The sequence below is a fragment of the Methanococcus mangrovi genome (genome assembly GCF_054506835.1).
In genome coordinates this window covers 303,229-316,081 of the sequence record NZ_CP197114.1, presented here as the reverse complement: position 1 = coordinate 316,081, position 12,853 = coordinate 303,229, and the positions used below count along the sequence as shown (strand labels likewise).

General features: G+C 27.8%; 17 protein-coding genes. 4 read left to right on the top strand and 13 right to left on the bottom strand.

The features are described 5' to 3' along the window. Positions 1-244 precede the first annotated feature (244 nt). The 7 genes from ACS5L2_RS01705 to ACS5L2_RS01675 form a co-directional block, all read right to left on the bottom strand. Positions 245-478, bottom strand: coding sequence for a hypothetical protein (locus ACS5L2_RS01705; RefSeq protein WP_459202035.1), 234 nt, complete (start codon positions 476-478; stop codon positions 245-247). A 582-nt stretch (positions 479-1,060) separates the two neighbouring features. Then, positions 1,061-1,918 (bottom strand): hypothetical protein, encoded by an 858-nt coding sequence (locus ACS5L2_RS01700; protein WP_459202034.1) that lies wholly within the window; start codon positions 1,916-1,918, stop codon positions 1,061-1,063. Positions 1,919-1,933: 15 nt separating this feature from the next. After that, a complete protein-coding gene (locus ACS5L2_RS01695; RefSeq protein WP_459202033.1) occupies positions 1,934-2,098 on the bottom strand; it encodes a hypothetical protein in 165 nt (54 codons plus the stop codon). Between the two features lie 19 nt (positions 2,099-2,117). Continuing rightward, complete coding sequence (locus tag ACS5L2_RS01690; RefSeq protein ID WP_184231134.1) at positions 2,118-2,408, bottom strand: hypothetical protein; 291 nt, start codon at positions 2,406-2,408, stop codon at positions 2,118-2,120. A gap of 217 nt (positions 2,409-2,625) precedes the next feature. Beyond that, a complete protein-coding gene (locus tag ACS5L2_RS01685) occupies positions 2,626-3,207 on the bottom strand; it encodes a hypothetical protein (RefSeq protein WP_459202032.1) in 582 nt (193 codons plus the stop codon). Positions 3,208-3,233: 26 nt separating this feature from the next. Next, on the bottom strand, positions 3,234-4,055 hold the full coding sequence (locus tag ACS5L2_RS01680; RefSeq protein ID WP_459202031.1) for a hypothetical protein: 822 nt from the start codon (positions 4,053-4,055) through the stop codon (positions 3,234-3,236). Between the two features lie 107 nt (positions 4,056-4,162). After that, the gene (locus tag ACS5L2_RS01675) at positions 4,163-4,444 is read right to left on the bottom strand and encodes a MarR family transcriptional regulator (protein ID WP_204936369.1); all 282 of its coding nucleotides are present in this window, start codon (positions 4,442-4,444) and stop codon (positions 4,163-4,165) included. Between the two features lie 219 nt (positions 4,445-4,663). On the opposite strand from ACS5L2_RS01675, the gene ACS5L2_RS01670 reads away from it, so the two are divergent. Both ACS5L2_RS01670 and ACS5L2_RS01665 read left to right on the top strand, forming a co-directional pair. Then, positions 4,664-5,077, top strand: coding sequence for a hypothetical protein (locus ACS5L2_RS01670; RefSeq protein ID WP_459202030.1), 414 nt, complete (start codon positions 4,664-4,666; stop codon positions 5,075-5,077). A gap of 335 nt (positions 5,078-5,412) precedes the next feature. Beyond that, complete coding sequence (locus ACS5L2_RS01665; RefSeq protein WP_459202029.1) at positions 5,413-8,256, top strand: NosD domain-containing protein; 2,844 nt, start codon at positions 5,413-5,415, stop codon at positions 8,254-8,256. A gap of 107 nt (positions 8,257-8,363) precedes the next feature. On the opposite strand, the gene ACS5L2_RS01660 is transcribed toward ACS5L2_RS01665, so the two are convergent. From ACS5L2_RS01660 to ACS5L2_RS01635, 6 genes are all read right to left on the bottom strand, one after another. Continuing rightward, the gene (locus ACS5L2_RS01660) at positions 8,364-8,624 is read right to left on the bottom strand and encodes a type II toxin-antitoxin system RelE family toxin (RefSeq protein WP_459202028.1); all 261 of its coding nucleotides are present in this window, start codon (positions 8,622-8,624) and stop codon (positions 8,364-8,366) included. Between the two features lie 18 nt (positions 8,625-8,642). Continuing rightward, on the bottom strand, positions 8,643-8,894 hold the full coding sequence (locus tag ACS5L2_RS01655; protein WP_204936374.1) for a DUF2683 family protein: 252 nt from the start codon (positions 8,892-8,894) through the stop codon (positions 8,643-8,645). Positions 8,895-9,075: 181 nt separating this feature from the next. After that, positions 9,076-9,459: a hypothetical protein gene (locus ACS5L2_RS01650; RefSeq protein WP_459202027.1), complete on the bottom strand. Its 384-nt coding sequence runs from the start codon at positions 9,457-9,459 to the stop codon at positions 9,076-9,078. 635 nt (positions 9,460-10,094) lie between these two features. Continuing rightward, entirely contained in the window at positions 10,095-10,841 is a 747-nt protein-coding gene (locus tag ACS5L2_RS01645) for a HEPN domain-containing protein (protein ID WP_459202026.1), read from the bottom strand. Between the two features lie 7 nt (positions 10,842-10,848). Then, complete coding sequence (locus tag ACS5L2_RS01640; protein ID WP_459202025.1) at positions 10,849-11,700, bottom strand: hypothetical protein; 852 nt, start codon at positions 11,698-11,700, stop codon at positions 10,849-10,851. A 101-nt stretch (positions 11,701-11,801) separates the two neighbouring features. Continuing rightward, on the bottom strand, positions 11,802-12,068 hold the full coding sequence (locus ACS5L2_RS01635) for a MarR family winged helix-turn-helix transcriptional regulator (protein ID WP_181488708.1): 267 nt from the start codon (positions 12,066-12,068) through the stop codon (positions 11,802-11,804). Between the two features lie 224 nt (positions 12,069-12,292). Between ACS5L2_RS01635 and ACS5L2_RS01630 the strand changes: the two genes are divergently transcribed. Both ACS5L2_RS01630 and ACS5L2_RS01625 read left to right on the top strand, forming a co-directional pair. Then, positions 12,293-12,415: a DUF2080 family transposase-associated protein gene (locus tag ACS5L2_RS01630; protein ID WP_459202645.1), complete on the top strand. Its 123-nt coding sequence runs from the start codon at positions 12,293-12,295 to the stop codon at positions 12,413-12,415. A 12-nt stretch (positions 12,416-12,427) separates the two neighbouring features. Continuing rightward, positions 12,428-12,841, top strand: coding sequence for a hypothetical protein (locus ACS5L2_RS01625; protein WP_459202024.1), 414 nt, complete (start codon positions 12,428-12,430; stop codon positions 12,839-12,841). The last annotated feature ends 12 nt before the right edge of the window (positions 12,842-12,853 follow it).

Genomic DNA, 12,853 nt, shown 5'->3' with positions numbered 1-12,853 from the left:
AAAATACAATTATTTACCTGTTTGTGGGTAAAGGTATATAAATGTTTTAGAAAATAGCATATTTTAATCATCAATATCTATCAAAATATAATGAATTGATAGTTAACTACCAATAATTACCAAATTTGTAGATTTTGAAAAAAAGTTAAAATTCATTAAAAAAAAGAGTATTTCAGGAAGTTAGTTAATTAAATGGTTCATTTAAACTCAGGTTATTAAGTGCCAATATCTGCCCGATGTACATTTATTCTAAGAGGTATTCCGTAAATATAATTCCAAAAACCAAAAATGCCATTATTATTCCAAAATAAGTCTGTAACGCAGGAACTAAGTCAACCCAGAATGGTATCAACCCACATCCGCCAACATAACATAAGTTAAACATTAATGATAGTAGAAATACAGTTACGAGAACGGTAAAGAGTACGTAAGAAATATTGTTCTTAAAATGCCGCTTAATTTCAACACCAATATCCATTTTAAACCCCTTTTCTTAATTTGTGTATATTCCAACTAAAGTTTAAGCTAACAATTAATTTTTTTTAAAAAAAGGTATATATAATTTTACAATTTTATCGAAGGTTTAATGTTAAAATGTAAAAAAGGAAGTTTAATATTTTTTTGAAGAATAACTATTTTAATTGAGTTTGAACCATTAAATTCTGGTCATTATTAAAGTTTTCGATTTTTTCGCAATGAAAAGTAGTAATAAGGACAATACTAAATAAACACATATGTGGGATAATATCCCATACTTTCACTTTGTGAATAAACTTGAGTCATTAGGGTTTGTTACTTAAAAATTGAAAAATATCATACGCCACACTGAAACTAGATTAAACATGAAATATCATTAAATTTCGTATATGCAAACTTTTTTATCTTTCTTTTTTCACGTTTAATCAAATAAAAAGAGTAATTTAAAATTAGGGAGAATGGTCTTTGAAATTTAAAAATCAGGGTTATTTTAAAATTTAAAAGAAAATACGCATTTTTAAATTTAGTTGGTAAAAGATTAAAAAAGAGTTTTTATCGGTTTTGAGTAAAAAAATTTAAGAATTTAGTATTTTAAAAGTATGTCTGTTATAAAAAATGAAATTGTTGAAATAAAGTCTTTTATAATGTATGGAATCATATCATAGAAATCAGTGTAGATCACGATAACAACACCATATATTACAATTATAGTTGAATATTTTAGAATTAAATTTATAACTTCTATTATTTTTTTTGTAATTTCTTTTGGATCAACGGGCGTTTCTATAGTATTATTTTTTCTTGACGGCCCGTTAAAATCGTCTAAACTCGGCATCGCGATATAAAATTTTTTTGAAGGATTGATAAGCTCTAAATCTAATGAATCTATGCGTAATTTTGGGTATAACGGAGATAAAATGAAATATCCTAAAAAAATATCCAAACACATGAATATTACAAGAGGCTTAATAAGACTAAAGTTTCCAAAATCTGATTTTATTATAAAATATAATGAAAGAATTGTGATAATGGATCCCAACAGAACTAAACTATTACATACTAATTTTGAAACAGATTTGAAAGAATCTTTTAATGAAGCGTGATTTGCATGTTTTTCTCGTTCATTTGTTTTTTTAAGTCCAATTATTTTTTTGAAGTGATCATTTATCTGGTATTCCATGTTATAAACTAATTCATACGTTAATGGTAAAATATATAGCCCTATGAGGGATACAACATACAAAAAAAGTGACATAAACCGATAAAAGTCTTGACCGTTTTTTAAATAATAAAATGCAGTTAATGAAATTGTGATTGCTGCAAAATAAAGAGAAAACATGAATTTAAAAAAGTCATAAATTTTTTCATCAATATTTATGTTAAGATAAACCTTTAAATCGTCTTCAATATTATTTTTACCCCTTAACGCCCTCCTTTTCAAAATTTCACCGATAATTTAGTTGGAGTACTTTGTTAAGGTTTTTGAAGTATTTTCTTCAGTTTCTTCAGTTTCTTCTTTCTTAAATAGGGGTTTTAAAAGTTCGTATGATTTGAATACAAATATTGCAGTCAATCCTCCTGCAAGAATTCCTACAACTTGACCCATGAGTTCGGATGCCATATTTTCCCCCAAAATTTAATTACTTTTTTCCTAGCATGTATAATATGAGTAATCCTGCCGCTACAGGGATTATCATTTGAATTATTTCGTCAGGTGAGCTTAATGAATTCAAAAACGATTTTAATAGCAGTATTGTTACCATTATCAAAACCGTGGTTACAAAATCCAGAGTTCCTTTCAATACAAAAGAAAGTACTACTGCACCAATAAATATAATTAAAAAGTTAAAGTTTTGGCTTAAAGCCAATATAAAAAGCAACCCAATGAGCAATATTGCCAAAATAATTGAATCACTCGATCTTTTTCTCATAATTTCCCAAAATTTATTAAATGGTTATTGTACCCTAATCTATATTATACTTTCTATACCTGACTAAATAAAAAAATTGTTATTGGAATTTAAAAAGAAGGTTATTTTAAAATTTAAAAAGATAAATTTTCTTCAATTTTTTGAAAATGAGTAATTTATGATAAAAATGGTTTTTGAAATTTAAAAAGAAGGTTATTTTTTGGAATTTTATGTACATTCATGCTCGTTTATTATTTTTAGAACGTCGATTCAAATTTTCTGAATTTTTTGAACCGTTTTTTAGCAATTCATTTCTTACATCATAAATATTAAAAATTGAAGAAACTATTCCATATATTATGCAAAAACCCATTGATAAAACAGATAATGAAAGTGTTGAAATTATAATATCCCTTGTAAAATATATTTGAATGGATGACGGAAGCATAAACCATAATTGTGAGAAATCTATAGGCATAATTTTAATATATTCAATTATTAAACTGCCAATTAATAAAATTACCAAAAATATTGTGTTATCGCGTAATTCCTTAACAAATATGTCCAAACTTTCTAGGGTTTCAGAAGTATGTTTATTTTTTGGCATATCAGTTAAGGAACCATATATTCCACTTAACGTACCAACCAAAATACCTACTGCACCGATAATAAAACCAATAATAATTGAAAAACAGTTTAATGAGATATTCGATAATAAATTAAGTAATTCCGCAGAAATGCTGATATTTGCACATACAAAAATGTAAGAAAGAATTAAAAATGTTAGTATTTTTAATAAATCTTGCACTTTTTCACTCATTTGAATACCCGTTTCATAGTATAACACTATTTTTTTAATACCTTTTTAACATATTCTACGACATCTGAAATCTGAGTAAATGAAATCGATAGTTTCATAATACTTTCAAAACTTTTTATTTTCCGTTTATCTGTTTCAATTTCCCATTTACCCCCTCCTTCATTGACATAGTTTACAGGATCCTTAAATTCTTCTTCCGTAACTGTTAATTCACCATTTTTATTTGAATATTTTAAATTCAATTCATCAGCATTTGTTGTCTTTTTAACTCGGGACATTACTTCTCGTGACTTTTCATTAACTCCAAACAAATTTGGTGCATTTAATGTAAATGAAATACTTTTTACTTTTTCAGCTTCTTTAATTATATTCCAAAAGGCTTGTTCTTCTACAACGGGTTCAAATTGTACAATATATCCAGAATTTTTAAGTTCCGTAGTGACCATGTCTGAAAGTAGCCTACATAAATGGGGAACGTTTCTAAAAACGTCAGATTTTTTTTCAATGATTAGATAGTGTCTATCAGTATCGCATACAAATTCAGAAAATGGCTGAATAATGTCTTCGAAATACTCAATATCTTCACCAGATTTTTTAGGGTCCTTCTGTTTTTTCGTTTTACTAAATTTTCCCACATAATATCTTTCGTCGATAGAGTGAACTCCCAGTACCTCATATGTAAGTTCAACACCCCGACCATATGAAAATCCATTTCTTAAAAAAGAATCAATGAACATTTGTTTCTTGCCTTCAGGAGTATCCAAATTGCCATTACCATGAAAATCGTTTAAAGTTCTTTGGACTGATTTTATTATATAATATCTCAATACAATAAATGTTTTGTTCATCCCATAACACCAAATTATTTTTTCCTCAATTAATAAACATAAATCAAATTAAACAAATACAGCTTAATTTAGATTAAATTTAAAAAATAGTTTATTTTGAATCTTTTTTAAGTCAGATTCACATAATCCAATTCAATTATTAAATCATAGTATTCAAGAAGCTTTATTCCCTTTTTATCAATCTTAAAATAGACTTTATTCATATTTCTATACGGTTCTTCTCTTTTTGATACTAAAGACGCTTCTTCCATTTCTTTTAAAATCTTACTCAATGAACTTTTATGAGTACCTATTTTTTCCACAATTGTACTCAAATTTATTTCATCTTCGTTTTTTAAGATTTTAAGAATATCTACAACGTATTTTTTACATAAAAGTTCAAAAATCATAAAAAATCCTTTTTGTACTATTTTTTCCAGTGTAACATTTTATCATACGTTAGATATTCTATCAATGTTTGATTAAAAATATATATAATATAAAAATCTAATGTTAGATTTTTTTACATCGTTAGAAAAAATAATAACTTATAAATAGTTGCAGTTACACATTAGAATTATAGTTATAAAAAATTCTAACGTTAGAAAAATAAATAAAGGTGAAAACAAATGTCAGCAGAAATAGAAGAAAAAGTTTTAAGAAATCTAAAAAGCCACGAAGAGTTGAGCGACATATTAAAATCAACACTTTATAAAATGACGTTAGAAGGATTTGAAGCATTTGAAGACTACAAAAATTACGCAAATCCAGATTCATTCTCAAACGTTGTTAAAAAAATAGAATGGGTCGAATTAGTTGAAGATGACAGGTTATCAGTTCATAAATTACAAAAAATCAAATTACCTGATCTTTCAACAAAAACCACTGAAATTATGTCAGAAGGCAATTTAACAATAGATCAGTTTTTGGTTGGATACATCGTTCCAGAAAATGAAGTAATTGAAGAAATCAAAAAAGGAAACGAATTATATTATGTAAAAGATGCTGATTTATTTTACAAAATCAATGTTGACGAATTTTAACTTTTCTTTTTTTAGCATATTTTCGAAACATTAAATTTGAAAACCTGTATTCATGAGTTAAAATTTAAGAATATTTCAAATTTATTTAAATAAAAACTTCGATTTTATAAAGATTTACTTTTTAGGATTAGTCCCCGATGTATCGACTAAACATTGAACGTCGTTATCCTAAAAAACGTTTTAAAAAGGTAGATATATCAGAAATATTATTTTTTATACAATATTTGTAAAAATCAATATTTAGTTTATTTTTTTCAGGCTTTGTAACCATGAAGCTTAGATTTGACTTTAAAAAATATTTCAGTGTCAGGAACATCTGATAAAAAGGGGAGATTATGAAAAAGTTAAAAATTGAAACTGTTATTTTTTTAGCAGTGCTGACGTGTTTAGCATGTATTTCAAGCGTATCTGCAGATAAGGCAATAAATACTACGTGTACAATCAGTACACCTGGAAACTATTATTTAACAAGTAATATTTCTTGTAGTGACGGCGATGCCATAACTATTACCTGCAGCGATGTTGTGATCGATGGACAGGGGTATACCATAGAAGGGGTTGATTCTACAGGTTCTGGAATTTATTCTAATGGACCATACAACATCACAGTAAAAAATACAAACGTAAAAAATTTTGGTTACGGGATTTACCTATCTGGCGTATCTAACGGCATTATAACAAACAATACTGCAAATTCGAACACCTATGCAGGTATAGGCATAATTACTTCAAGGAATATTAGCATCATAAATAATACTGGAAACTTAAACCGTGCAGATATCCAAATAGCTTATTCCCAGGATAATAAAATTATAAACAATACTCTAAAATCAGGAATTAATTTATTTGGTAACATCTTAAGACTATGGAACACACAGACGGTAGAAAACAATAACGTAAATGGAAAACCAATCTATTATTTTAAAAATAAAGTTGGAGGAACTGTTCCAGCAGATGCAGGACAGGTAATCCTTGCAAACTGTTCTGAAATGATAATTGAAAATCTGAATTTATCAGATGTTTATACCGGAGCAATTCTTGGTTATTCTTCAAATAACACCCTAATAAACAATACTGCAAATAATAACAACAGGTATGGAATTTGTTTAGATCATTCAGATAACAATACTTTAACAAACAATACTGCAAATTCGAACCATATTGGTATTGAATTATCTTCCCTATCAGAAAATAATGCCATTATTAGCAATAACGTACGTTTAAACTATTATTCGGGTATTTATTTAGAATTATGTAATAATAACCGTATCTCAAACAATACTGCAAACTCAAATAGTAATTATGGTATTTGCTTGCATTCTTCTTCAAATAATACATTAAAAAACAATACTGCAAATTCGAACCATGCATATGGTATTTATTTAGAGTCTTCCTCGGATAATAACCAAATATACAACAATATATTCAATAATACCCGTAATTACAATATTTGGTCTTGCGGTATGAATTATTGGAACACTTCAAAAGAATTGGGTGGTGGAAACTACTGGTTTACTCCAAAAGTCCCAGGATTTTCTGAAATAACTCCAGATTGGAATAACGATGGATTTTGTGATTATCAACATAATTTATCAACAAATAATACGGATTACTTACCGATTTTATGGGATAAAATTCCTCCAGAAATCAGTATATTTACACCAGTAAACGAAACAGTGTATAATACAAGTTCTATTTTGATAAATGCAACTGCAAACGATTCTTTATCCATTATCTCCGCTGTTGTAGCTGAAATTGAAAATATTAAAAATATAACGCTCACGTTAAATGGCAGTTGTTATACTGCAAATACCGGAAATCTTTCAGACGGAGTTTATAATATAAACGTAACTGTCACAGATGCAGCAGGAAATATAAACACGACTAAACCAATCAGGGTAACAGTCGATACAACAAACCCGAACGTTGTAATTAACAACGGATTTGGACCATATGACTATAATAAAAGTATACTAAACGTTACAGTAAGTGACCTTACACTTGTAACAGTTATTGCGGAAATAAACGGAACTAAAAATATCAATTTAGAAAACATTTCAGGATACTTTGGAAATTCAGACTTTGAATTTGCCGAAGGAGAACACAACGTAACATTTATTGTAACTGACTTGGCTGGAAACGTAAATTCAACTGAAAACGTAAACTTCAGAGTTGATTTAACATATCCAGTAATTACAGTGAATACCGTTGAAGGAGAATACTTCAACAATGGATCAAACGTACTAAACTTCTCAGTTGAAGAAGAATACATTGATTCAATAACTGCATTCAATGGATCAACAGAAATAAGCCTTGAAAACATCACAGGAGACTACCTAAACGCAAATGAACTTGCTGACGGTGTTTACAACGTAACAATGTACGCAAACGATACTGCAGGAAATATTGTAAATAAAACCGTAAGCTTTACAGTTGACACAGTAAACCCGGAAGTTACAATTGTAAATCCTGCAACAGGATCAAGATTCAGAACAAGTTCTACTTCAATAACGGTAACTGCAAATGACTCGTTATCAGACATTTCATCAGTAGTTGCACAGATTGGAAGTGTTAGAACCGTAACTTTAACTCAGGTGGGTGACTACTACACAGCAAGTACTGGAAAACTTTCAGATGGAAGTTATGAAATAACAATCATTGCAACTGACTTGGCTGGAAACGTAAATTCAAGTGAAACTACAAGGATTGTAATTGATACTCCAAATTCCCACTCAAGTTCAGACGTTGCAGAGGATATAGAATCAGATGTAATCAGAAACTTTGTTTCAGGTGCTGCAGTGCTTTATGGAACTGATGTAGATATGGGCTATGCAGCACAGTTAAGGGACAATGTAGAGGATGGAACTAATTACACACTTACAAAAGACGTAGTAATTGTAGGTGGGCCTGAAGCAAATGGATTTGCTAAAGAATACAACGACCAGTTTGAACTTCCAATTTCAAACGAAAACCCTGGAGAATATACGGGAGTTATTCAAGTTATGAAAGTACAAGAAAACTCAGGAAGTATAATTAAAAGCTACACAATAGTATATATTGCAGGTTCTGACAGACTTGGAACTTTAGCTGCATTAGAATACTTTAAAACTTTGAATGAACTTCCAAGTAAACCAATAACTGTAAAATGGACTGTAAATGGGCCAGTAGTGGTTAAATAACTTATTCAAAAATAAATATTTCTCTTTTTTTATTTGATTTAAAATGTACATTTTATTTCATACATTAAAATCATCTGCCAGGTTTCGACAAAAAACTAAAAAAGAGTTTAATATGCCTTGTCGTGGTGTTCGTATTCCAAAATAACAATCGTTTCGATTTCTTCTTTTATTTCGTAAATCATTACAAACGAAGTATATACGTGTATTCTATAAGTTCCCTTTAATTTGTTTCTAAGTGGTTTTCCAACATGCGGATTTTCCTTTATTTTAGAGTATGCTTTAAATATTGCTTCTGCATGGGATTTGTCCCCTTTTGCAATCTTACTAATCTTGTTTTCCAGTTTTTTATTTGCAATTACTATCTTCATGAAAAAACCCTAATTTGATTATAAACCAAGGAGCTCTTTCATTTTAGCGTCATCACTTACATCAACGTACTCTGAAGTTTTTGACTGCCTGTTTTTAAGTACTGATTTTATAAACTCGTCTTTAAATTCTTCGTGATTGAGTATTTTTTCAGCATATTCCATGATTATGAAGTTTACAACTTCACTTTTGTCTTTAAATTCTTTTGTAGCTTTTACAAAGTTTAAAACACTGTTTGATTCATCATTTAAAGCAATATTTGCACGTACCATATTTTCACCACGTTATTAAAAATTAGTTCGACTAACTTATACTAACTTAAACTAACATATGGTAACTTCGTATATATATGTATTTTTCAAGTTTAGTTTATACAATTCTTGGAATATGCTGTAAAATCAATTAATTTAAAAATCGGGGTTATTTTAAAATTTAAAAAGAAAATAAACTTTTTTAATTTACTTTAAATATATTCAATATAGATTCCCGTTTTGTGATTATTCCTTTTTTCAAACAGTAATCGAGGACTTTATTTTTGGTATTGATCGAAATAAAGAATACAATAACATTAATGATCAATATCAAAATTGCGCTTTTGAATTTTATATATTCAGTTGGAATTGTTGGTATTATTAAATTTGATAAATAATATAATGCGTACATCAATATTACGATAGATAAAAGCATAACAGCCCCCAACATAATCGCAATTAATAAAATAACTAATCCTATCGTTTTATCTTCGTACCAAAAAAGTATCATGCCTATTCTAAATCCCGTATAAATCAATACCATTATTGAAATTACAAATATTGTGTTAGAAATTAACTCAATCACGTTTAAACCCCTTTTAAATTTTTAAAACCCCAATTTTCTTAAATTTTTCATATCTGTCGTTTTATTAAAATTTCTTAGTTCTGCCGCCATATCCAATAGATATTGACCGATTCACTTTTGTATCAGCTTTTTCAATTAACCCCAATTTAAAGCTGAAATTCACAATACTATTGATTATACTTCTTGAAATTAAATACCCTGTGAGATTTACTGTTATACCCACCATTATAAACTCCGTATTAGTAGGTATACCCACTCCAAAATATGTTGAAGCTATGCTTATTATCGCTTTGAACGAGAACATATAACAAATGGTCCATAAAATCAGTATAACACAGAATATACTGTATATAACATTGTCAGCTTTGGAATCCACATAATATGAAAGAGCTTCAAACGATTCGAAAAACATTCTCCGGAATACAAATACAAATAATCCTATAACAAAGATAAATGCCAAATTCATGCTAACTTCCCGCCCCAATTAAAAACAATATATGTCGTGAACCAAATTATTAAATAAATTTTATTTAATAATGTTGATTTAATTTTCTTAAAAAAAGATAAATTTTCTTCAATTTTTTTGAAAATGAGTAATTTAAGATAAGAATGGTTTTTGAAATTAAAGAAAATTGTTAATTTAAAGAATTAATGTCTTGATATTCATTTATTAAAATTTCCAGTGTGTAAATGCATTTATCAAGTATATCGCATATCTTTTTGTAATTTGAAAGATATTTTTTAACGTTTTTAGTATCAGTTGTATATCTTATTTGATTAATAGCCCCATCTGGAAACATTACTGTTAAATTTAGTAAATCTATTGAAATGTCGTTTAATAATCCCGTATAATATAATAAAGACGTAGGGAATTTAATATTTAAATTGCTATTGGGTTTCAGAAGTAGTACCATATCAGATTTTGTATGGTAGTGTTTGTTTATTTGAATCATTTTTTGTATATCCAACTTTTTAGCCATTTTAGCATATTTATCAATTATTTTCGTATATTCTTTAGTTTTTTTACCGTTTTCGTCTAAAAATCTATGTTCACTATCTTTAAAAATCTCAGGTATTGTAGTATAATGGATTTTTTTGATATAATTTCGTGCTTCATCGATCGGCATTATCCCCTGCTTTATTAACACTTCATTATATATGTTAAATATTTCATGAAGCATTATGCAATCATGACCTATCCAATTTTTTAACTGTTTTTCTTCTGCACCCAAATACATTAAAAAAGATTTAGAAAGTAGTTCTACGGTCTGCTGTAAAAAATAAACTGCATTTATCTTTTCTTCATTTTTGTAAAGTATTTTAGAAGAATTTAAGTTAGATTTTGCTTTTTTTAAATATTTTAAACCTGCTTTTTGTTCCATACTTTCACTAATTTTTCATTTTTATGGTTAATTCCCCGATTACATCGTTTTTATACGTATATTTACTAAAATTAACTATTTGTAAAGGAATTCTTTTAGTATCAAGTTTATTGTCCATATCTTGATATTTCAAAGTTAAATTAAAATTGATTTCAGGTATCTCCGGCATTTTTTGAAAATCTAAATCTAATAATTCAAAAAATATTTCCGAAATAAGTCTTGGAACCGGTACTATCAAATTGGATTTATCTTGGGAGTACGGCAAAATAACTTGAAAAAACCTATCATTATTATAGATATGTCGAACATAGGTATCTCCGGCATTTTTTATAATCAATTCGTCATTTTCTGAATTGTACTGTAACTTTATTATGGGTTTTTTAGAATATTTTAAATATTCTTCATTGAATTTTTCAATTATTTTATTGTAATCGATTTCAAAAGATGTTTTGATATTTTTTGCGTAGCCTGTTCCCATATTATAGATTTTTACGTAAGCATTTACATTTTCAATTATCCCATAAATTTTATCCGGATCATTGGAAAAAAAATCTTCTTCTATTTCATCATTTAAGCATCTATCTAATTCTTTTGCAGATTCAAACCAATAACCCAAATTATAACATAATCTAATATCTGGAACAATTAATTCAGGAGTATGTTGTGCTTTTCTCTGTTTTTGCATTTCTTTAACCGTCATAAATGTGGCCAATGCTACAAAAGACGTTAATATTAAGTTAAAAAATGAAAGATTATTTTGAATATTTGTTCCAAAACCAGTGAACAAAACTAAAATTATTGAACCTAGCAACACACAAAATACTGTAATAATTATTATATCGTTTAATTTATCCCCCATTTACCCACCTTTTATTTATTTTACCCCATTAAATAAACTTAAATGTCCAATATTCAATCAAAATATCCCTTAAAATTACTTAAAAATAAAAAATATCCAATTTACAAATTATTTATGATATTTGAGTATTTTACTACCTGTTTTCCCTTTTCCGTCAATTTAAAATATGTTTTAGGGATTTTTAAATTTGTAGCTTCTTCACGTCTTGAAATAAGCCCATATTCTTCGATTTCTTTTAAAGTTTTGCTTAGTGTACTTTTGTGGATTCCCAAAGTATCCTCTATTTCTCTAAAATATAGTTCTTCATTCGTATTAAGCAGATTCAATATATCAAAAATGTTTTTTTTACCTAAAAAACTAATTAACATCTTTTTTACCCATTCTGAATAGTTGAAATATATTATGTTTGTTTAGATTAAATAATATAATTCAAAAAAATAGAAACTGTTGGAAAAAAGATAAACTATTTATATTTGGATATCCCCATAGTATACTGTTGGAAAAAATTCTAACAGTTGGAATAGTTTCTAACATAACCCGCCTGAACAGCACCCCCTCATTTTATTTTTTAAAAAATAAGAGATGATGAAGAATCAAAGATGAAAAAACGATTGAAAGACAGGTAAAACCATTCGGAAACACCGGACACATTACATTACCTAAAAAACTCGTTGGAAAACAAGTAGAAGTCAAAATTAAAGAAGAAAATAAATAAAGGTGAAAAACCATGTCAGCAGAAATAGAAGAAAAAGTTTTAAGAAATCTAAAAAGCCACGAAGAATTAAGCGACATATTAAAATCAACACTTTACAAAATGTCTTTAGAAGGTTTTGAAGCATTTGAAGACTACAAAAATTACGCTAATCCAGATTCATTCGAAAATGCAGTTAGAAAAATCGAATGGGTCGAATTGGTTGAAGATGACAGGTTATCAGTTCACAAATTACAAAAAATCAAATTACCAGACCTTTCAACCAAAACTACAGAAATCATGTCAGAAGGCAATTTAACAATAGATCAGTTCTTAGTTGGATACATCGTTCCAGAAGATAAGGTAATCGAAGAAATAAAAGCAGGAAATGAGCTTTATTATGTAAAAGATGCTGATTTATTTTACAAAATCAATGTTGATGAATTTTAATTATCAAAAAAT

Excerpts from the sequence above, each read along its gene's own strand:
- ACS5L2_RS01655 (WP_204936374.1), bottom strand. The coding sequence starts at position 8,894 with ATGGTACGTGCAAATATTGCTTTAAATGATGAATCAAACAGTGTTTTA.
- ACS5L2_RS01680 (WP_459202031.1), bottom strand. The coding sequence starts at position 4,055 with ATGAACAAAACATTTATTGTATTGAGATATTATATAATAAAATCAGTC.
- ACS5L2_RS01645 (WP_459202026.1), bottom strand. The coding sequence starts at position 10,841 with ATGGAACAAAAAGCAGGTTTAAAATATTTAAAAAAAGCAAAATCTAAC.
- ACS5L2_RS01625 (WP_459202024.1), top strand. The coding sequence starts at position 12,428 with ATGTCAGCAGAAATAGAAGAAAAAGTTTTAAGAAATCTAAAAAGCCAC.
- ACS5L2_RS01640 (WP_459202025.1), bottom strand. The coding sequence starts at position 11,700 with ATGGGGGATAAATTAAACGATATAATAATTATTACAGTATTTTGTGTG.
- ACS5L2_RS01665 (WP_459202029.1), top strand. The coding sequence starts at position 5,413 with ATGAAAAAGTTAAAAATTGAAACTGTTATTTTTTTAGCAGTGCTGACG.
- ACS5L2_RS01705 (WP_459202035.1), bottom strand. The coding sequence starts at position 478 with ATGGATATTGGTGTTGAAATTAAGCGGCATTTTAAGAACAATATTTCT.
- ACS5L2_RS01660 (WP_459202028.1), bottom strand. The coding sequence starts at position 8,624 with ATGAAGATAGTAATTGCAAATAAAAAACTGGAAAACAAGATTAGTAAG.
- ACS5L2_RS01635 (WP_181488708.1), bottom strand. The coding sequence starts at position 12,068 with ATGTTAATTAGTTTTTTAGGTAAAAAAAACATTTTTGATATATTGAAT.
- ACS5L2_RS01690 (WP_184231134.1), bottom strand. The coding sequence starts at position 2,408 with ATGAGAAAAAGATCGAGTGATTCAATTATTTTGGCAATATTGCTCATT.
- ACS5L2_RS01695 (WP_459202033.1), bottom strand. The coding sequence starts at position 2,098 with ATGGCATCCGAACTCATGGGTCAAGTTGTAGGAATTCTTGCAGGAGGA.
- ACS5L2_RS01670 (WP_459202030.1), top strand. The coding sequence starts at position 4,664 with ATGTCAGCAGAAATAGAAGAAAAAGTTTTAAGAAATCTAAAAAGCCAC.
- ACS5L2_RS01675 (WP_204936369.1), bottom strand. The coding sequence starts at position 4,444 with ATGATTTTTGAACTTTTATGTAAAAAATACGTTGTAGATATTCTTAAA.
- ACS5L2_RS01685 (WP_459202032.1), bottom strand. The coding sequence starts at position 3,207 with ATGAGTGAAAAAGTGCAAGATTTATTAAAAATACTAACATTTTTAATT.